Source organism: Levilactobacillus muriae, from assembly GCF_045862015.1.
Lineage (GTDB): Bacteria > Bacillota > Bacilli > Lactobacillales > Lactobacillaceae > Levilactobacillus > Levilactobacillus muriae.
The window spans coordinates 1-21,390 of sequence record NZ_BAAFRU010000027.1; the positions used below are offsets into that span (position 1 = coordinate 1).

Sequence of the window (21,390 nt, forward strand, 5' to 3'; positions counted from 1 at the left end):
TTAACTGCGTGATACTCACCAGCTAAGCGATGAACCTCATTAAAGATAGTGGTTTTACTAAAGCCTAAATAATCGGCAATATATTGAAGTGAGTGCTTTTCATGATGAAGTGTTTCGATGACAACGCGGTCTTCAAATGATAAAATAGTGGTGCCCATAAAGGTCCTTCTTTCTAATGGAATGTTGTGGTGACACCATTAAAGACCTTTATGGGTTTTTCTGTCCACTAATATGTTCAACTTAAATTTTACAATCTACCAAAAATAAAAATTGCGTTGCTATTAAAAAGTGACCACCTAGCAACTGCTAGTTGATCACTTTAATTTAACTATCCATTGCCACTTCAAGTGAAATTAAGCGCGCTAGAAAGCGCGCTTAATTATCGATTATCTGCAATGAACCTGGCGCTAGCTCCCGCGGACAACACTGCTGCACTAAAGTTAATTGCTGCGCCGACATCGCTGGGGCGACTAATTCAGTGGCTAACACGCGCTGGGCAGTGGTGCCAACGTTCAACAGAAAAATACTGTAATGGTGGGCATCAGCATACCGCAAATAACCAAAACACGTATTATTGAAATAAAACGGTTGAAACGCACTAGTCGCCAACCAAGGGCGCTCGTGCCGCAACTGGATCGCATGCCGGTAAAGCTGCATCGTCTGCGGATCTTCATTTTCCCAAGGGAAGAAGCGGCGGTTATCCGGGTCAACGTCGCCGGTAAGGCCGGCTTCATCGCCATAATAAAGGCAGGGTACGCCTGGCAATGTTAGTAGTAGTTGCGTGGCTAGTGCCAGGTGCTGGTAATCGCCGGCCAGTACGGTCAATATACGCTTGGTATCGTGGGTGCCTAGATTATTGAAATTATATTGAAAGGTGCTGCGGGGATAGTTTTCTTTTAACGTTAATAATCGGCGCACCCAAGTCTGGGCGTCGATCTTGCCTTGGAGCACGTCCAGGATCAGCTGGCGCAACGGATAATTCATTACCGCATGTAACATGCCGCCAGCCAAATAATGGCGCCGCTGGTTGTAGGCGATCTTGTGCGAGGCGTCCTCCCAAACTTCACCGATCAAGACTTTTTGCGGATACTGGTCTAGGCGCTGACGGATGCCATGAATAAAGAAGTCCGGTAATTCATCGGCGACATCCAGCCGCCAGCCATCCACGCCACGCTGCGTCCACTGCTCGATCACGCCGGCGGGACCATAGATGAACTGCTGATAATCTGTATTATTTTTATCGACTGTTGGTAGATCAGTGACGCCCCACCAGCTCTTGTATTTAGCTGGAAAATCGGTAAAGTTGAACCAATTGTAGTAGGGACTGTGTGGCGACTCACTGGCACCAAGGCCATCATAGGTGTGATTAAGGTTGAAATAGCGGCTATTTGCCCCCACGTGATTGAACACACCGTCCAAAATAAGGTGCATCCCCCGGCGATGCACTTCCTGCAGCAAAGCGTCAAAATCAGCTAAACTGCCTAACATTGGCTCTAGCTTTAAGTAATCGCCGGTATCGTAACGATGATTGCTCACCGCCTCAAAGATCGGGCTTAAAAATAGCGCGGTCACGCCTAATTCTTGCAGGTAATCTAGCTTGGTCATGATTCCCTTCAAGTTACCGCCATAAAAATCCCAGCGCAAAACTTCCCCGCTGGCATCCTTGACGTAAAGCGGCCGATCTTGCTTGGTCCCATAAATAAAGCTATTCGGTTTAGGCGCATTAACGTGGCCATCCGCGTTGCCGTTAGCGAAGCGATCCACAAAAATATGGTAAAAGATCGCCTGCTGGTACCATTGTGGTGGCGTTTCAACAGAATCAAGCACCGTCAGCTGGTACATTTGGACGGCGGCGCGCGCTTGATAAACCACGCCGGTTCCGCCGTAACCACCGTCTTGACAGCCGTAATAAAAGGTCTGCCCTGCCTGGGTGATCTGAAAATAATAAAAATATAATCCTGCCTGGGTGGGGGTAAATTCGCCACGATAAGTCTGCGCTGCCACCGCTGCTAAAGCGACTTTAGTCGGTGTTTGCCACTGACCATCCGCATAGATCACCAACCAAACGCCAGTGGCTGCTGGCGCTACCTTAAATTGGAATGTGATCGGTGTTTGTTGTACCACCGCCCCAAACGGCGACTTAAAATCAAGTCCAAACGAATTATAGTACACGACTATTGCCCCTTTATTAAAAAGCAAGCGGGTGCAGAATAGCGCTAACACCACCACTTGCTCGATTTCTACAAACTATAACCGATCTATTTCGTTTCTGGTCGGCTTTGATGGTGCACGTGCCAGATATCTTCGGCATAACGGTTAACCGTTTTATCCGCAGAAAAACGGCCGGCAAAGGCAATATTCTCTAGGGCCCGCTGTTGCCACTGGTTCTGATCCTGATAAGCTTGATCAATTTGTGCCTGTGCGGCTAAATAAGACTCTAAGTCGCGGACGACAAAATAGTCATCGTTGAAGCGCAACAACGAATCGTAAATATCGCGGCCTTCAGTTTGGATACCCGGGATCGTGCCATCAACTAAAGCGTCCAGAATACGACGAATTCGTGGTGACTGATCGTACAAAGTTTGGGCGCGATAGTTTTGCTGCGCATAATAAGCGTAAACTTCGTCAACAGTCAGCCCAAATAAAAATAGATTGTCGGCGCCAACTGCATCCCGGATCTCAATATTGGCACCATCTAAGGTCGCTAACGCCAAGGCACCATTGGCCATTAATTTCATGTTACTGGTTCCGGAAGCTTCCTTAGAGGCAGTGGAGATCTGCTCACCAATGTCGGCAGCGGGAATGATTTTTTCCGCTAAGGACACGCTGTAATTCGGTAGAAAAACAATTTTTAGTCGATCGCGCATAGCCGGATCGTGGTTCACTAAGTCGGCCAAGGCGTTGATCAGCTTAATGATCTCCTTGGCATAATAGTAGCTCGGTGCGGCCTTAGCACCAAAAATATGGACCCGCGCTTGGTAATGTTCATCTGGCGCGGCCTTGATTCGCTGATACAGATCAATGATGCCTAGCACGTGCAACAATTGCCGTTTATAGGCGTGCAGGCGCTTGATCTGTACGTCAAATAATGCTATCGGATCAATTTTGATCTGCAGCGTTGCGGCCACATAGTCCGCCAGTCGCTGCTTGTTGGTTAATTTAACTTGGGCTAATTTAGCCAAGAAAGCCGGATCATTTTGGTAAGCTTTGACTGTTTTCAATTCGCTGGAAGCACTGCGCCAGCCGCTGCCGATCTGCTGATCCAACAATTCGCTTAGTGGCTCGTTGGCTAATTGTACCCAGCGACGCAAGGTGATGCCGTTGGTTTTATTATTGAAGCGTTCAGGATAGATCGCGTACAGATCGGCCAAAACATCCCGTTGCAACAGTTCGGTGTGCAACTTGGCCACCCCATTGGTACTGTGGCTGCCAATCACCGCCAAATAAGCCATTCGCACTTGACCATCGCCAAAGGGGGCACTGCGTTGGACCCGCTCGGCACCGTAGATCGGCGTCATTTCTACCCGAAAACGGCGGTCGATCTCAGCAATGATCTGGTAGATCCGCGGTAACTCACGGGCCAACATATCCTGAGGCCATTTCTCCAACGCTTCTTGCAAGATCGTGTGGTTAGTATAGCTCATCACTTGAGTTGTGATCTTCCACGCCACCGACCAATCCAGATGCTCTTCATCTAGCAAAATACGCATCAATTCAGGGATGACCAAGGTGGGATGGGTATCATTGATGTGGATCGCGATCTGGCGACCAAGATCAACTAAGCTTTGTTGGTGCCGCCGATAATGGCGAATAATGCTTTGCACCCCCGCTGAGGAAAAGAAATACTCTTGATGCAAACGTAATAGTTGCCCGTCATAATTGGAATCATCGGGATATAAAACTTCAGTGATCCGCGCGACTGCGGCCTTATCGGCTTGCGTATAGTAATGATCGTCGGCCTGCGGTGGTAATTCGGCTGACCACAAACGCATCGTATTGCCGACATGATTGTGGTAGCCTAACATCGCGGTATCATAAGGCACCGCCAAAACGTCTTGGGTATTTTCGTAAACCGGCACTAATTGCCCGCTAGCTTCATCACGGCGCAAATAAACGTTGCCGCCGAAACGCACAGTACAGGCTTTGCTTTCCTTGCATACCTCCCACACGTTACCATTGCGCAACCAATCATCTGGCAATTCAACTTGGTACCCGTTGATAAAGGCCTGCTTGAACAAGCCGTAACGATAACGAATGCCGTTACCATTGCCGGCGATCTGCATTGATGCCAGTGAATCCATGAAGCAGGACGCCAACCGACCTAACCCACCGTTACCTAAGCCAGGATCAGGTTCGGCCGCGACTAACTGGTCAAAATCCAGCCCTAGTTCTTTGCTCCCGGCCCGCACAGTATCCAAAATACCTAAATTCAATAAATTAGATTCCAGTAAGCGGCCAGGTAAAAATTCGATCGAAAAATAATAGACTTGCTTGCGCTGTGTGCGGTTATATTCGGCAGTCGTTTGTTGCCATTGATCCGCTAAATATTGGCGCACCAAATTACCTAACACTAAAAACTGCTCGCTAGTCGATAGTTCATCTTGCTCTTCAGCGTACAATGTTTTTAAAAGTTTGCGATAATCCGTCTTAAATTGTGCCGTGGTTAATTTCATTTTTTCTCACCCAATCACTTGTTGATAGAGACGCTGGTAATCCTGCGCCGAATGCCGCCAATCAAAATCCTGCGCCATTGCTTGTTGCTGCAATTGCTGCCAAGCCGGTGCGTCTTCGTGGTAGATTCGATAAGCGTAAGACATGATCTCGCCTAGTACCACCGAACTATAATTATCGAAGCCAAAGCCAGTACCCGCGCCAGTGTATTGATTATAGGGTTGCACGGAGTCCCGTAGCCCCCCGACCAGATGGACCACCGGAATGCTGCCGTAGCGCATGGCCATCATTTGGGATAAGCCGGATGGTTCAAAGGCTGACGGCATCAAAAAGTAGTCGCTGCCAGCATAGATCTGTTGCGCCAGCGCTTCATTGAAAGTGATGCGCACTGCACATTGTCCGGGATAGCGGACCTGAAAATCACGTAATTGTTGCTCAAAATCGGGATCGCCAGTGCCTAATACCACGACCTGGGCGTCATGGCGGACTAAAAAGTCGTCTAGCGTTGCCACTAATAGTTGGGCACCCTTTTGGCTGGTCAGCCGCGAGATCATGGCAAAAAGCGGCACTTCTTTGCGCTGGGGTAGGCCTAAGCTAGCTTGCAGGGCTTGCTTATCGGCGGCCTTACCTGTGCGGTCAGTGGCGGTGTAGTTCGCTGCTAAATTAGTATCGGTTGCTGGGTCGTATAGTTCATTGTCGATGCCATTTAAAATGCCGTGGAGCTTGTATGCGTTCTGGCGTAAGGTTCCATCCAAGCCTTCGCCAAACGCCGGCGTCTGGATCTCCTGGGCGTAACTCGGGCTGACGGTATTGATCGCATCGGCGTAGTTGATGCCGCCTTTCAAAAAGTTGACTTGGTCGAAATATTTAGTGCCATTTTCTTGCCACGTTGCCATACCGATGCCAAAAAGATCACTGAGCACCACTGGATCAAAAACGCCTTGGAAGCGTAAATTATGAATCGTCAAAACGGTTTTGATCGCGCGGTAATCATTGATCCACTGATATTTATCCCGCAACAAAACCGGCACGAACGCGGTATGCCAATCGTTGACGTGCAACACATCAGGAATAAAATCAAACCGCGCCATCATTTCGCACAAGGCTAATTGGAAGAAGGCGAAACGCTCCCCATCATCGGCGTAGCCATACAAACCGTCACGGCCAAAATAATAAAGATTATCGATGAAATAATAGCGGACTTTACCTAGCAATAAAGTTTTGATGCCACAATACTGCTGGCGCCAACCGACGGCCACCGTAAAATTAGTGACGTCCGTCAACTGTTCAGTATAAGCGGCAGGCATTTTTGTTGGGTAATAGGGAACGACCACGCGGATGTCGTTGCCGGCGCGCTGCAACGCCTTAGGCAAGGCATAGGCCACATCGCCTAAGCCGCCGGTTTTATAAAATGGCGCCGCCTCCGCCGCAGCAAATAAGATTTTCGTCATTGCGTCACCACTTCCTTTTGCTGATAGACGTGCTGCCCTTTACCGATCACCAACGGCTGTTCGGCGGTTCCGATCAGCTTAAGGTTAGGCCCGATCACAACACTTTTATCTAAAATCGCATGCTCGATCACGGTACCAGCGCCGATCCGGCTGCCTTGCATGATCACACTATCACTGATCCGCGCCCGCCGATTGATCAACACATTCCGGAAGATCACTGAATGAGTAACGGCGCCTTCAATATAGCTCCCGGTCCCCACTAGGCAATTTTCCACTTGTGAATCGCGGGAGAAAAAGCTGGGGATCTCGTTTTTAACTTTAGTCAAGATCTGTTGCTTGCTGAAGAAAAGCGCCTGATAATTTTTCTCCAGCAACATTTGCATATTAGCGGCGTAAAAATCCTGAATGCTGCGAATATTAGCCTGAAAGCCGGTATATTCAAAGGCACTGGTATTATTTTGCATCACGGCATGTTTTAGCACCAGATTTAAACCGCCGGCTTGACCTTGACGATTAGCCTCTTGTAATAATTCGATCAACCGACGCACATCGATCATATGGATCGCCAAACTTTTTGGCACCATCGTCGCTGCCGCTGGAATATTGGCTTCTGCTAACGGTAAAATACTGGTGGCTTTACCATATTCAGTCAGCGTCACTACCTGATCATCAGCGGCCACTTGTTCTGCCGGTAAGAATTTATAAACGGTGGTCATCTCATTGTTCCGTTGTTGGTGATAACGCCACAGTGCACTAATATCAATATTATTCACATTTTGCGTCCCTAAAATAACCACATATTCGGCCCCAGATTTACGCAAAAATTGAATATAATTGTCATAAAAATGATGGCGGGCCTCTGCTTGTTGCTGGGCCGCGACTACCGCTAGATCATTGTATGGAAAGGTGAAGACACCCCCGCGCAGTGAATCAAGATCCCAATCCTTACCACTACGCACATGATCGCCGACTGAGCGGCCATTGCGCGGTAAAAATAGTGCTACAGTATTGATCCCGGCGTTGCTGATACAAGAAAGTGGAAAATCCAGCAGGCGGTAACGACCAGCAAAGGGCAAGGTTCCCAATGGCCGCTGTTCAGTCAACGGCAGTAACGCTTCGGCAGGTTCGATCAAATTAATAATGGCGCACAATCTATTCTTTTTCATGCTGCTCACCTCCTAAAACCTCACGATAACCAGCCACCGCGATCTCCTCATTACTGCCGACGACCCGCGCGCCATCCCCAATGATCGCACGTTCGCCGATCAAGGCATGATCAATGACCACATCTTTACCGATCACAGCGTTGGGCATGACCATGCTGTCTTTGACCACTGAATTCTCGCCGACTTTAACGTTTTGTGACAAGATCGAATGCGTCACGGTGCCCGCCACATAACAGCCATCCACGATCATTGAATTTTTCACCTTGGCACTTTCTGTCAACAACATTGGGGGCAAGGCCAGCGCCTTCGAATAGATTCGCCAGTTAAGATCGCCAATGTTCAGCGTACTATTAGGTGATAAAAATTCCATGTTCGACTGCCATAGACTGTAGATCGTCCCGACATCGCGCCAATAACCGTCAAAAGCATAGGCAAACACGGCCTCATTATGTTCCAAATAAGCCGGGATTACGTCATGACCAAAGTCCTCCAAGCTGCCATCCGTCGCGTAACTGTCCTGTAAATACTTTTTCAACGTAGCCCAATTGAAAATATAAATGCCCATCGACGCTAAATTACTTTTCGGCTGTTCAGGCTTCTCTTCAAATTGAATGATCCGCTCGGTCTCGTCGGTATTCATAATGCCGAAGCGCTTGGCCTCCTCGTTAGTCACCGGAATGACGCCCACCGTCAGCGACGCCTTTTTCGCCTGATGATACGCCAGCATCGCTTCATAATCCATTTTGTAGATATGATCACCTGACAAGATCAGCACATAAGTCGGGTTCATCCGGTCGATATATTCTATATTTTGATAGATCGCGTGGGCCGTCCCTTTGAACCACTTCTCCCCGTCGCTGGCCGAGTATGGCTGCAAAACCGTCACGCCACCATTTTGCTCGTTTAGACCCCAACTAGCACCATTACCAATATGCGCATTTAATTCCAGTGGCTTATATTGGGTGATAACGCCGACTGTATCGATCCCTGAATTGGCACAATTACTCAACGTAAAATCAATGATCCGGTAACGACCACCAAAAGGAACCGCTGGCTTTGCCGTCGACTTAGTCAGCTTACCTAAACGGGTCCCCTGACCACCGGCTAAAATAATACCTAACATATCATGTTTCATTATTAGCGAAAAGCGCTGGACGCCTCTCCTTGCCCCCTTTTTCTACCGAACACGCTGTGGCTGAATGATCAACACCCCAGCGGCCGGTAAGATGACTTGAATGCTATAAGGTTGCCCCTTATACGGAACCGCTTCAGCAGTAAAAGTCCCTTGCAACTTCGTCCACGTGCCACCAAATTCCTTGGACTCCGTATTCAGTAACTCGTGATAAGTCCCTGCATAAGGAACCCCAACACGAAAATGTTGGCGTTCTTGTGGGATAAAATTAAACACACCGACTAAAAAATCATATTTATGCTTACCTTGACGTAAAAAGCTCAATGCATTACTAGCTGGATCATCGGCGTCAATGATGGTCAAGCCAGCTGGCTGATGATCTTGTTCCCATAATGACCGTTGCTGCCGATACAATTGATTAAGCGTTTGCACAAATTCTTGCATTTTATGATTCAACGGATCAGCTAGATCGACCCACTCTAAGCCGCTCCAATGACGCCATTCAAGGAACTGGCCCCATTCGCTGCCCATAAACGTCAGTTTTTTTCCAGGATGTAACATCAAATAAACCATCAATGTTCGCAAGTTGGCGAATTGATTATAGCGATCACCTGGCATCTTGTGCATCAGTGATTTCTTGCCGTGGACCACTTCATCGTGGGAAAACGGCAAGACAAATTGCTCATCAAACGTGTACATAAATGAAAAGGTCAATAAATTGAACTGGGCGTGTCGATACAGCGGATCTAATTCGAAGAACCGTAACGTATCGTTCATCCAGCCCATGTTCCACTTGTAATTAAAGCCTAACCCGCCAGTAGCCACCGGATGACTGACCTGCGGATAAGCGCTAGACTCCTCGGCCACCATCAAAATATCGGGATGATAACGAAAGACCGTCTGGTTCAATTTTTTGATAAAGGCGATTCCCTCTAGATTGGCGTTTGTACCGGCTGCGTTGACCGTGCCTTCCTTGCCGGCATCATAGTCCAAATACAACATATTCGAGACCGCATCGACCCGCAAGCCATCTAAATGGCAAAAATCCAGCCAGTACAGCGCACTAGAGATCAAAAAGCTTTGCACTTGCGCCTTGCCTAGATCAAAGTTCCACGATCCCCAACGATGATTATCCGCCCGAAAAGCATCCTGATATTCAAACGTTGGTGTCCCATCATACTGGGCCAACGCATCAGTATTGCGAATAAAATGCCCCGGCACCCAGTCCACGATCACCCCAATATTAGCTTGGTGGCATTGCTCGATAAAATCTAAAAAGTCAGTCAAGCCACCGAAACGGCTAGTCGGCGCAAAATAACCCATCAACTGATAACCCCACGAAGCATCCAACAAATGTTCCATGATCGGCATCAATTCAATATGGGTGTAGCCCATTTGCTTAACATAAGGGATCAAAGTCTGCGCCAATTCAGTATAAGATAAATAACTGTCATCCGCATGCCGCCGCCACGAACCTAAATGCACCTCGTAAATATTGACTGGTCGCTGATAAGGCAGAAACTTCTTTCGCCGCGCTAACCACAGACTATCACGCCACTTTTTTTGCGGTAGCGGCATGACGATCGCTGCATTGCCCGGTTTTTTTTCAAACTGATGGGCGTAGGGATCGATTTTCATCACCCGTTGGCCGCCGGCGGTCACGATCAAAAATTTGTACAGATCACCAATTTGTGGTTGGCTCGTTTCCACTGACCAAATACCGGTATCACTTTGTGCAAGCAACGGTAAGTCTTCCTGCCACTCATTGAAACTACCGACTAAATAAACGGCCTGCGCATTGGGCGCCCAAACACTGAAACTAAATCGTGCCGCGGCGATCTGCTGACAACCTAACCAGAAATAACTCCGATAGTCAGCGCCGGTATTAAATAAATAAGCCTGACGCAACCGTGCCGCATCTATATTTACTGCCATTGGTACCTCACCTCACCCCTTAGCAATATTAAACAAATATAGCGTTTTCATTAAAATGAAAACCCCATGTTAATTCGTTTCAAAATACAGCCTAACAAGTAAGCACTGGTCACTTGCTTGTGACTCAATTATACACCAATAGAAACACGATTAAAACAGTATATTAAGCGCTTACAATAACGTGACATACGTGCATATTTCACAACTATTTTAATGATAATATGATACATAAAATCTGTATTTATGGTAGACCGTTTTCTGAAAACTATATAAATAAAACGTGTCGCAACATTAAACACGCTGCGACACGTTTTATTAGATTTATTAGAATAGCTCCCTACCTTGCGGCTCATCTTTGGTCACAAAGTAATCAGGCCGACTACTGGACACAGTGTTTATTTAGCTTTTACGCCATAGTGGTAATCTAATTGACGCCATCGGTCCACGAATAAGTGATCGTTGCGTGGTAATCACCTGGTTGGATATTGTTGCCGGCTAACTGCAACTGAATATTTTTGAAAACATAGGACATGCTGGTTTGTTTGTCAGCGTAATCGTAACTGACTAATTGATTGGCCGGCCCGCCGGCAGTAAATATCGCACTACTCAAAGCAGGCGTGCCAAAGTTGATCTTAGCCGCTTCGCCAGTGAGTTTGCGACTACCAGCGGTGAAATCACTCAACTGCGCGGTGATTGTCCACGGTCCTGGCGTTGCCCGATTGTCGGTGACCAACAGTGTTTTATCGCCATCGGTATTTTTATACGTCCCTGGCGTGGTCGTTTGCGTGCCGAATTCTAAATTCGTTGGCGGTGTGATCTCGATCCCACCAGTGGTTGCGGCTGGTAGCAACGTCACTTTGTTGGTATCGACCACATAGGAACTTTGGTCCATCATCACGTCAGTTGGCGTCAACCCACTAGCCGGCAACGCGGCCGTTGCTTGAACTTGATAACTGACAACAACTTGACTTCCTTTAGCGATTGGGCCAGCCCAGGAAATGTTAAAATAGCCACTCATTGGCACCACTTGCGCGGTCACCGCCTTACCATCTACGGTTACCGTTGGTGTGCCAACTTGTTTCAACTGCGCGGCCAATGGTACCACGACGATCGGTGTGGTGATCGTCGTACCCTTATTGGTAAACTCGTCGACCATCGTTACGGTGTCGCCGGTTTGGCCGTTGCTAGCCGTGGGGCCGTGCACGTATTGTTGCGTCAATTGATTACCGTTATTTGAAATATACTTCTGTGCGGTGACGTCATAGTTGACCGAATCATCGACTACATAGACGTTGACCGTTGCCTTAGCCGCGGCGTTGGAAGTGATCGTTTCACCGTTGGCTAATTTCAGCGTCGGCCGATTGATCGTTGCGGTGATCGTATGCAAGCCCAGCAAAGTGCTGTCAGTTCCTAGATTCAACGCTGAAGTACTGGTGCCGCTGTTTATATTCAAGCTAAAGGTTTTACTATCGGTTGCTTCCACCTTGGCAAAGTTGTTCAGCGTATTGCCTGATTTATTATCGCTGGCACTAATCGTATCAGCGTTGGCGTAATCGTCCACCCAGGTCCCTTTCAGCGCCACCGTTTTGCCACTGGCGAGCTCGCTTTTCTTGATATAATACACGTTATCGCTGTTCCAGTTGATCGTCGGTGCAGCGGGCGTGTTGGTTTGATTGAAGAATAGCGGTGCCCCAAGAATCGGAATCGCCGTACCTGCCGAGCTAGCGCTAGTCCCCATATAGTAGAGATAACTTTTATTCGCCGTTGTGGTCAAAGTTGGTAAGGTCAAAGTGGCATCCGTGCTAGGGGCAGCTTTGCCAGCCGTGGCCGCCGTATAAGCTTTAGTCGTCAGCACTGCTTTAGTGTTAGTTGTTTTGTCGATGGCCGCAGTAGTGGCATCACCTTTTGTAGTGTCAAAATAATTGACGACTCGGGCAAAACGACTAGTCCCAACTGCACCTAATGTTGGCGCCGTCGTGCCAGAATAATCGGTCCCCGCGGCATCGGTGCCTTTACCTTTGGTCACCATCACCCCATCAGTCAGTGTATTTAACGTGACCGTTCGATCAGTTAACGTGTCCGTCAGCGAAACGTTATTCAACCGCGTTTTATCCCCGCCGACCGATTCCCAGGCTGAAGTCGCCGCATTCAGCGATTTCTTGGTGTCCCACGGGCTAGCGTAGGCGTTCCAAGAAGTCATATTAGTCGTAATCGTACTTGATAACGGTGTTGCAGCTGGATCAACCAATGCGTATTCCAATGGCGTTTTCCCAGCAGTTGTCCGACTAGCACTACTAGAGAAGGGATCCTTTAACTGGTTTGTCCCATAAATACCGATCTTCATATCAAACAAACCATCGACTCGTGGAGAAGGTGGTAGCTTACCAGCAGTTAACTGCTTAGAACTATCGGCAACGTTACCTTGATATTTGGCTACATCAACATAGAAATTAACATTAGCTGTTCCTTGAATATTACTGAAACCAAGTGAGCTAAAATTTTTGACCATCGCTAAGCTCCAACCAATATCACCCTGTGCCTGCATCGCACTACCATAGTTGAGCAAACCAGGTGATGCATTAGGATTATAGAATATGCTAAAACCGTAACTATTACCGCCAAATACTATACCAAACGGATCACCAGAACCAGCCGTACTGGTAGTGACACCATTAGCAGCTAATGCTGTAGGCTTTAACTGACTACCAGATGAGGTCATATTATTGGCTAAGTCAGTTTGATCCTGACTACGCATCATTTTTAAATAAGCCGTTGAGCCACTGGTCACGGCTTGAACCGGAATTCCTTTAACTTTCGGCAGATTGAAAGAAATTCGATGTACAACGATGATGCTTAAATGAGATAATAATGTAGATCCAGTCTGGTAAGTGTCAAATATGCTATAAAAGCACGGGTTGAAAACGAGGATAGAAAAAGGGGAATGTGTTCATGTCTGTAGATTCTTGGTTTAAAAATTATGTTTCAGAAAACATAAATATAGATAGTAAAAAAAGCGCAAGGGCAAGAACTAGTAGAAATTGGTTAACTTCAAATATTAAAGATCTTAGTCAAAAAAACGAGGAAAACCTTGAATTATACTCGGACTCAGAATTTGCACTAAAAATGGGATCATTTGCTCGAAAGACACAGATTAGACCTCTTGACGATGTTGACCAAATGATTATCTTTTCGGCAAAGGGGAGCACCGCTAATTTAGATACGTCTCAATGGAATCAGGTGTTTGTAAATGTTCCAGATAGCGCTCCAGAATTAAAGAAAATGGATGGAGAAAATGGGCTTAGTTCTATAAAAGTCTTGAATTATCTTAAACAGCTATTGAATGGAATATCGCAATATCAGTCGGCAGATATTAAAAGGAGTCAGCAAGCACTTAGACTGGAATTATCAAGCTACGACTGGGGATTCGATATAGTCCCTGGATTTAGAACTGTTGATGATGAGCAGGGGTATTACTACTACATCATTCCAAATGGGAACGGCACTTGGGAAAAAACAGATCCGCGAATAGATCGTCAAAATTTAACAGAATATCAAAAAGAAACCCCAATTGATCTAAGAGAAGTAGTGCGCATTATCAAATATTGGAGAAAGGCTCATAACGCAGTATGTAAGCTTAATTCTTATGCACTAGAGACCACGGTTCTTGACTTTATAGATACTAATCCAATATATTCCAACTCTCGAGAATTTATAGAAAATTTTCTTCTTTATCTTTCAAAAGCAGTTTTAGGTTCTGTTCAAGATAGAAAGGGCATTCAAGGAGATCTTAATTCTTTGGATTATATAGATCGTTTAGAAATTCAGGAAAAAGCGATATACTACCATGACATGATAAAAGAAGCTAATAATTACGAATCTGAATCCATGAGTGAGCAAGCAATAAAATCTTGGACAAATTTTTTTGGAGACTGATCGATGAAGATAAGATTCGATATAGCTAAGCAAAACACGCCTGAAGCAATTCAATTATTGTCTGCACAAAGACATTTATATTCTCAAGCAAAATTTATAGAATTTTTTAGCTTTTTGTCAACATTAGCTCCAATTATTCTTGTACTTTTTATTAAAAATAGAATTTGTATTCAGTTCATTACAACCATCATCACTGTGGTTTCTCTCCTACTAACTCAGTGGTCAAAAGATAAAATAAAAAGCGCTACAAGAATTCAAGAAAAGTTTGACACTCTTATATTTGGACTAAATTGGAATAAAATATTAGTTGGCAGAGAACCGAGCCCAGAGATTATTAATAAGTTCTCACAAAATAAAAATCAAGGTGAGTTAAAAGATTGGTATCATAATCCGAATTTAGATTCAGCTAAATTAAATATAATTATTTGTCAAAGGAGTAATGTAATCTGGAATATACAGCTTCATAAAATATGTAGCAATGTTATAGGTGGATTACTTTGCATGTTTCTTCTGCTTATTATCGCTGGCATTACTTTTAAAGATTATATGTGGGGACATGTTATGGATGCTGCTATCGTTACTACAATTCCAATTGTTATCAAATTTATAAACTATTGGATCACTTTTAAAGCTTTACTAGATGCAGAAACTCAACTAATTAACCAGATAGATGATATCATTCACTCTATAGATAAAAATAGATATTCAATTTCTGTTAAAGATTTAAGGTCTATTCAAGATTTTATATTTGTTAATATTAGATCTGCAACTATTTTAGTTCCAAATTGGCTTTACTTTGTTACCAAGAAAAGCCATGAAGAAGCAATGAAATCTTCTACTAAAAGTATTGCTGATAATTTAAAAAGACATTCGAAACATTAGGATTATGGTGTAATAACATGTGCTGGATCTTGTTAAAATAATCTTATAAATTGTCGTCTAACCACTTATTGACACTATGTTGAAGGTTATTTTATTAATGCTTCTAGTTCGACCATAACGGACGATGATAGTTAATTGAAAGTTACGGGTTAGCCACTACTAAAAAAGATAGCCTTTCTTGGTGTAAAGCGAACTCCCTGAGTTGTAGTAAATCTAAACTCAGGGAGTTTTGCTATTCTTTCAGCTAAAATAAAACAACAAGTATTAAGTGAATATTTCCAGTGAACTTTATCCATGTTACTTATGAAAAAGTATGGAATTAACGTACGCAGCAAAGACGTTTTAAAGAGCAGGTTAAAAGCAAGAGTTCCAAGCATCTATATGTGTACTTATAAATATAAAGTACACGTATAAATTGAAAATGTGATTATTACATGCTATTATACTTACAAATGTGTTTATTAAACACGCTTAGTATGCATAAGGAGGAACACTAATGGAAATTATCACATTTTCAGCTATAAAAGGCGGCGTTGGTAAAACTACCCTAGCTTTTAATTATGGTGAATGGTTAGCCAAAAATGGCAAGCATGTTTTATTTATTGACTTAGACCACCAAAGTAATTTAACCCAGACTTACAACATTTACGACAATCAAGACACCGTTGGCAACATTTTCTTAGATCGAGGGAAAGTCAAAATACATGAAATAAGTGCTTATATTAGTCTAATTGCCGGAGACATGCACCTTGACGATATTGAGCGTACCATTGAAAATAAGACTAACAAAAACATGTTCCTTTACATGTGGTTGTCAGATAATTATGAGCGTTTAAATTTAGGAAAATTCGAGTATATTATTTTGGATTGTCACCCAGATTTTTCTACTGCTACCAAGAATGCAGTAATCATTAGTAATGCTATTCTTAGTCCAATCACACCTAGCGAACATGGGTATAATGCAAAATTTAACCTAGAAGAAAGAATTAACGAATTACGCAAAGAAGCCATTGATTACTCTACTAGAAAATCTTATGTCACGACCAAATTATTTTTTATCGCCAACATGATTAAGCACAACACAAGATCATCTCGCGAGTTATTAAAAGCCTTAAAAGGCGATCCCAGTGTATTGGCTACAGTTCCAGAAAAGGAGCTATTCAATCGTTCAACGTTGGATAAAAAATCTCTTTCAAAAATGGCTGAAGACCACAAAACATATATTGATCAACATGAATTTTTTGAGAGTATGAACAAAACATTTAATGAAATCACGGAAAAATTATAAATGTTCTGTACATGTGTTAATCACATGTATGCTCAATACGTGTACATGTTAATTATAAAGGAGGACTACCTATGGCATTCGATCCAGAGAACAAAAACATAAAAAAGGCACTACAAAAAAATGAAACAGAACAGCAAACTGATACTAAAGATAAACTTGTTATTCCTGTTTTTAAAGATGAAGAGGAACGTACTAAGAACTATACCTTTTCACTTCAACCTAGCGCACGCAAAAGACTTGACGGTCTGGCCAAAGAACATAATTTTAAATCTGCCTCCAAATTTTTAAATGAGCTTATAAAAAATATGTGATGTCACTTTAAGGGGGGAGATATTATGGGAATTCCAATCAATGATACATTTTTGTTTACCAGCCTTATTGTCTTTTGGATAATCCCAGTCATTGGAATTGCAAAAAAGCACCTAGTAGATGACCGCCTTTTTATTCGACAGTGGTTATTTCCAATGCAGTATTGGTTACAGCTATTATTTGAAAAAATCAGTGGTAACCGTCGTATTTTCGTGAGAATTTTACAAATAATGTCCCTGTTTATTACTTATTTCTGCGGATTACTTATACTCCTTATGTTTAGTGCTTTTGATATTAATACAGCTAAGCATTTTAGTGTCTTTATATTATTTGAATATTTACTTGTACCTTCTATCGCTTACTAGTTTCAACCAAAAGCTGGCAAAATATACAAGACCAAATAAAGTTGCCGCTTGGTAAGCGCTATGCTAGACTAAGATTAATTTAACAACCGAATAAAGAGATTAAGCTAAACAGAAAAAATCCCCAATTCACGAGGAATCAGGGATTTTAGGTTTAGCAAGTAGCTACAAGACAGCTACTTAGATTCAGTCGATTTTAACTTGCCGGTGAAAATCGACTGAACATTGTTCTTAATTTGTAGGTTAATTATACCGCAAACCAGTCCACAAGGACAAGTGAAGGATAGTTAAAAACAAATTAAATCCAATGGACTAAGTAGCTAACCGAAGCTATTTAGTCCATTTTTTGTTGTTAGAAATTAAAAAAGTTGCCGACTGGGCAACCAAGAAATAGACACATGCTGGTAAATTACAAAGCCTCACGGCCAAATGAACGCTTTGTAATTCAGTTAAAGCATATCAGATTTGTATTTTAAAGCAAATCAAATGTTTTAGCAACTCTCTTTTGAGACAGCGTATGTCAGTCAAGAAAGGGAGTTTTAATTATGACAAAATCAACAAATTTCAATTACTATGAAGCCGATAACGTATATGGAGCCTTATTTTTCCAATTTCCTAAAGTATTAATGTATGGCGATCAATACAAACATTTAAGCAATGACGCTAAATTAGCTTATATGGTCCTCAAAGACCGATTAGAGTATTCTTTGCGCAATAACTGGGTTGATAGTGAGGGTCATGTTTACTTTATCTTTACCAACCAAGAACTAATGGACTTGTTTAATTGCTCAAAGGGAAAAGCCATCAAAACAAAAACAGAACTGGAATCAATCGGATTACTCGTTCAGAAACAAATGGGTTTTAACCCGCAAACTAAAAAGAATGAACCGAACCGTTTATACCTATCTAAGCTTGATGTTAAAGCAACCGATGTCTATTTACGCGGTGAATATGGTCAAAATAGCCCTCAAACCCTTGCTACGAGCGGAAGTTCAAAAAATGAACTTCCGCGGGAGACCGTTAAAACCCTTGCTACGAGCGGAAGTTCAAAAAATGAACTTCCGCATAAGTTCGTTGACGACACCCCTCAAACCCTTGCTACGAGCGGAAGTTCAAAAAATGGACTTAATCTATATAAAGAACCTAAAGAAAAAGATAAACATAGATACAATATAGATACTCAAAAGTTGGACTTTTCCACAGCTCACTTCTCACCAGCAGAAATTCAAAAACAAAACCAGGATCTCATAAATCATGCTAATGATTTCTTAACTGATAAAGACAGTGGGTTACCAGTTTTCTTAGAACCCGAAGCTGTGCAATTACTTAGTTTCTGGTGCCGAACCCCACAACAAATGCGTCGCTTCATCGGCATTATCTTAAATGCTAAGTACCGAGTTGAGAAGGATCATCAGGATATTGGGGTCCTAATCCCACTTGATGATGAGGAGCTGAAGCCTTTAATGACCAAAGCCTTGAGACGCTACTTTAACGCTCTTAGAAGCAATGAGAAGCACATTAAGAACGTTGAAAACTACTTGTACGGCACCATGCAAAACCTATTTGGGGTTTGGTGGAATAAACAAGCGGCTAGAGAATATGCGGCCAAACACCCCGAAGAGCAAAACGCTGACAATGAGCGCTTTTAGAATTAAACAGCATATAAGCTCATCTAAGCCGTTTTAAGTGTTCGACACATAATTATATTAAAACTGATTTAAAACCGTTTAGAAGCTAAAATAGGCGCCTTAAATAGCTGAATAGGCGATAACTAATCTAGAAAGATGGGAAAGGAGTTTTTTAAATGACCAAACCAAGCAAAGAAGTCGAAAAAATAGAGCAATTGTTGGCTGACCCCTGGACAGTCAATATTCAAGGCATTTGGGAACAAGCAGCACATAATCCAGACCCTGATAAGCGCAAGTTGTTTGACGCGTTACACACTTACCTCTTAGATAAACGGCAAGAAAAAATTATCAACGAAAAGCATTTCGTGATTTAACATGGACGAGTCAATGAATCAGTGGTTGGAATGAAAAGGAGGTACAAAATATGACTAAGACACAAGCATATATGGACAAGTATCAATTTACAGTTGCAGAAAACAAACGGTTTGCTCGAACAAATTTTACCAAGCTAGTGCACACTAATGCCCGCTTTGAAGGCGTAAATACCACTTTGCCGCAAACACAAACCATTATGGACGGCATGAGTGTGGCAGGCGTTCCTGTTGAAGATATTTTGACAATTGTTAACTTAAAGCGTGGGTGGCAATATATCACTGATCAAAATGCCCCTTTAACGTTAACCATGGAAAAACAAATTAACAAGATTGTGGCCGCGGAAGACGCCTTAGTACCAGGAGAATTACGGCAAGGAAAAGGAGGAGTTGATTTAGGCAGTGAAGCCTTTTTTGAACCACCCTTAATTAACGAAAAACAAGAACAATCCTTTTTACAAAAAATTTTGGCTGATCCGCAAACAACGACCACTGATAAAGCATTGACTGTTATGTATCATAATATGCGCCAACAAATCTTTTGGGACGGGAACAAAAGGACGGCGACTTTAAGTGCTAATAAAATTATGATTGACGGTGGTTCAGGCTTAATCAATGTGCCGTTAGATAAGTGGGATCAATGGAACGAACTAATTGCCAATTATTATCGAACTAATGACATGGCTAAAATTAAACGGTGGACATATGACAATGGCATTCAAGGATTACAAATTAGAGCAAACTTAGAGCTTAAATCAGTTGAAGACGAAATTGGTAAAAGAATCCAAGAACAATTAAAAGATTTTGCGGATCAAAACCCAGAAATTAAGCCAAAAAATGATCCAGAAAATAAAAACGATCGGCCTAGTTATTAGGTTGATCGTTTTTTAATTTACCCGGTTTATGGGCGTTAACATAGTCAGCAAATGTTTTTAAAAGTTCTTCGGTTTGTTCGACCGAGAGGTTATTAGCTTGAAAGTACTTTTCTAATAAAGCCCCTTTTTGAATTAATCGGCGAGAACGGGCTTTGCGGGCTTGCCGATTTTCATAGTATTTAGATTGCCGTAATTTAAAATCTTCCCGCTCAATTTTTTGTTTTAAACGCGCTTGCTGCTCGACTAGTTTTTCATATTGATTAGACATGGAATTTCCCCATCTCGTATGGCTAATGATCTACGGACTTTACCTTTAAAAATTCAGAAAATTGCTTGGCTAAAAGCTTAATCTGATCGTTAGACAAATTAGCATAATCTAAATTGGCTTGACTGATGATTTGTTTACCTAGCCGTTGTTCAATCTTATTTTTTTCAGCTTTAATCTTTTGATTAAGCTGTTTTAATTTAGCTTCTTGTTTTTCTAAGTTGCTTTGCGACATAACGATCCCTCCAATCATATTAAAAATAATCACCGACACTATATCATACAGATAATGTTAAGTCAAAGGATAAAAGTTGAAATAGCGAAGCGGAAGGCATACACTAAAAGTAAATTCAGGAGAATCAGCAGGCCGAGTGAAACGAGGTCAATGCGCACTTACACCCCACTAAATTATTGTGGGGTAAATCGTGCTAAAATACTGTATTAGAAGTCGCCGATGGCGACAACAAGGTCAAAACCCATAGAATCAAAGGAAGACGGTGACTGACATGGCAATATTCCACATGAGTTTTAGTAATATTAGTGCTGGTAAAGGACGAAGTGCGATTGCCAGTGCCGCTTATCGAAGTGGTGAAAAGCTATTTGATGATAAGGAAGGTCGCCACTATTTTTATGCCAGATCGATCATGCCAGAAAGCTTTATTTTGACGCCAAAAAATTCACCTGAATGGGCGAGTGATCGAGAGCAGTTGTGGAATGAAGTTGAAAAGAAAGATCGTAAATCAAACTCACGCTATGCAAAAGAGTTTAACGTGGCTTTACCGGTAGAATTAAGTGAATCCGAACAGAAAGAATTACTGACAAAATATGTGCAAGAAAATTTTGTTGATGAGGGCATGGTAGCCGACGTGGCAATTCATCGCGACCACCCAGATAATCCGCACGCTCATGTGATGTTAACTAATCGGCCGTTTAATTCAGATGGAACATGGGGAATTAAGAGCAAAAAGCAATATATTTTAGATGATAATGGCAACAAAACATATACCGGAACTAGCAAGTACCCTAAGAGTAGAAAGATACTGATGGTCGATTGGGATAAGAAAGAAAAAATAATTGAATGGCGTCATAATTGGGCAGTTAGTGTCAATCAGGTTTTAGAGC

The 21,390-nt window shown here is 43.0% G+C and carries 19 protein-coding genes; 9 read left to right on the forward strand and 10 right to left on the reverse strand.

All coding sequences use genetic code 11. The features are described 5' to 3' along the window. The 8 genes from ACKTSF_RS13030 to ACKTSF_RS13065 all read right to left on the reverse strand — a co-directional run. Positions 1-158 (reverse strand): helix-turn-helix domain-containing protein (locus tag ACKTSF_RS13030; protein ID WP_156406663.1); only part of this gene is annotated, 158 nt, incomplete at its 3' end. A gap of 217 nt (positions 159-375) precedes the next feature. After that, positions 376-2,172, reverse strand: coding sequence for a glycoside hydrolase family 13 protein (locus ACKTSF_RS13035; RefSeq protein WP_407890071.1), 1,797 nt, complete (start codon positions 2,170-2,172; stop codon positions 376-378). Positions 2,173-2,258: 86 nt separating this feature from the next. Then, positions 2,259-4,673, reverse strand: a complete 2,415-nt coding sequence (locus ACKTSF_RS13040) for a glycogen/starch/alpha-glucan phosphorylase (RefSeq protein WP_087842991.1) — start codon at positions 4,671-4,673, stop codon at positions 2,259-2,261. Positions 4,674-4,679: 6 nt separating this feature from the next. Continuing rightward, complete coding sequence (glgA, locus tag ACKTSF_RS13045) at positions 4,680-6,122, reverse strand: glycogen synthase GlgA (RefSeq protein WP_003678344.1); 1,443 nt, start codon at positions 6,120-6,122, stop codon at positions 4,680-4,682. Then, positions 6,119-7,288, reverse strand: coding sequence for a glucose-1-phosphate adenylyltransferase subunit GlgD (gene glgD / locus ACKTSF_RS13050; protein WP_003678342.1), 1,170 nt, complete (start codon positions 7,286-7,288; stop codon positions 6,119-6,121). The genes glgA and glgD overlap by 4 nt, the downstream gene beginning before the upstream one ends. After that, a complete protein-coding gene (locus tag ACKTSF_RS13055) occupies positions 7,275-8,423 on the reverse strand; it encodes a glucose-1-phosphate adenylyltransferase (RefSeq protein WP_010012705.1) in 1,149 nt (382 codons plus the stop codon). The genes glgD and ACKTSF_RS13055 overlap by 14 nt, the downstream gene beginning before the upstream one ends. A gap of 42 nt (positions 8,424-8,465) precedes the next feature. Beyond that, on the reverse strand, positions 8,466-10,355 hold the full coding sequence (gene glgB / locus ACKTSF_RS13060; RefSeq protein WP_407890074.1) for a 1,4-alpha-glucan branching protein GlgB: 1,890 nt from the start codon (positions 10,353-10,355) through the stop codon (positions 8,466-8,468). A gap of 424 nt (positions 10,356-10,779) precedes the next feature. Beyond that, the gene (locus ACKTSF_RS13065; protein WP_407890076.1) at positions 10,780-13,113 is read right to left on the reverse strand and encodes a hypothetical protein; all 2,334 of its coding nucleotides are present in this window, start codon (positions 13,111-13,113) and stop codon (positions 10,780-10,782) included. 191 nt (positions 13,114-13,304) lie between these two features. On the opposite strand from ACKTSF_RS13065, the gene ACKTSF_RS13070 reads away from it, so the two are divergent. The 8 genes from ACKTSF_RS13070 (at position 13,305) to ACKTSF_RS13105 (ending at position 20,003) form a co-directional block, all read left to right on the forward strand. Continuing rightward, positions 13,305-14,288, forward strand: a complete 984-nt coding sequence (locus ACKTSF_RS13070) for a hypothetical protein (RefSeq protein WP_052467410.1) — start codon at positions 13,305-13,307, stop codon at positions 14,286-14,288. Between the two features lie 3 nt (positions 14,289-14,291). Next, a complete protein-coding gene (locus ACKTSF_RS13075) occupies positions 14,292-15,170 on the forward strand; it encodes an S-4TM family putative pore-forming effector (protein WP_407890078.1) in 879 nt (292 codons plus the stop codon). 496 nt (positions 15,171-15,666) lie between these two features. Further along, entirely contained in the window at positions 15,667-16,458 is a 792-nt protein-coding gene (locus ACKTSF_RS13080) for a ParA family protein (RefSeq protein WP_041095867.1), read from the forward strand. A 71-nt stretch (positions 16,459-16,529) separates the two neighbouring features. Further along, complete coding sequence (locus ACKTSF_RS13085; RefSeq protein ID WP_041095869.1) at positions 16,530-16,769, forward strand: hypothetical protein; 240 nt, start codon at positions 16,530-16,532, stop codon at positions 16,767-16,769. A 24-nt stretch (positions 16,770-16,793) separates the two neighbouring features. Further along, positions 16,794-17,132 carry a hypothetical protein gene (locus ACKTSF_RS13090; protein WP_052467411.1) on the forward strand — a complete coding sequence of 113 codons (339 nt, stop codon included), beginning with the start codon at positions 16,794-16,796 and terminating at the stop codon, positions 17,130-17,132. Positions 17,133-17,674: 542 nt separating this feature from the next. Continuing rightward, complete coding sequence (locus ACKTSF_RS13095; protein ID WP_407890080.1) at positions 17,675-18,778, forward strand: replication initiator protein A; 1,104 nt, start codon at positions 17,675-17,677, stop codon at positions 18,776-18,778. Between the two features lie 155 nt (positions 18,779-18,933). Further along, on the forward strand, positions 18,934-19,131 hold the full coding sequence (locus ACKTSF_RS13100) for a hypothetical protein (RefSeq protein WP_063204059.1): 198 nt from the start codon (positions 18,934-18,936) through the stop codon (positions 19,129-19,131). A gap of 50 nt (positions 19,132-19,181) precedes the next feature. Continuing rightward, positions 19,182-20,003 (forward strand): Fic family protein, encoded by an 822-nt coding sequence (locus tag ACKTSF_RS13105; RefSeq protein ID WP_407890082.1) that lies wholly within the window; start codon positions 19,182-19,184, stop codon positions 20,001-20,003. Here the strand turns inward: ACKTSF_RS13105 and ACKTSF_RS13110 are convergent. Both ACKTSF_RS13110 and ACKTSF_RS13115 read right to left on the reverse strand, forming a co-directional pair. Further along, positions 19,993-20,271, reverse strand: coding sequence for a hypothetical protein (locus ACKTSF_RS13110; RefSeq protein WP_039107121.1), 279 nt, complete (start codon positions 20,269-20,271; stop codon positions 19,993-19,995). The genes ACKTSF_RS13105 and ACKTSF_RS13110 overlap by 11 nt on opposite strands. A gap of 22 nt (positions 20,272-20,293) precedes the next feature. Continuing rightward, positions 20,294-20,503, reverse strand: a complete 210-nt coding sequence (locus tag ACKTSF_RS13115) for a hypothetical protein (protein ID WP_013729135.1) — start codon at positions 20,501-20,503, stop codon at positions 20,294-20,296. Positions 20,504-20,774: 271 nt separating this feature from the next. Between ACKTSF_RS13115 and mobQ the strand changes: the two genes are divergently transcribed. Continuing rightward, positions 20,775-21,390 (forward strand): MobQ family relaxase (mobQ, locus tag ACKTSF_RS13120; protein WP_407890084.1); only part of this gene is annotated, 616 nt, incomplete at its 3' end.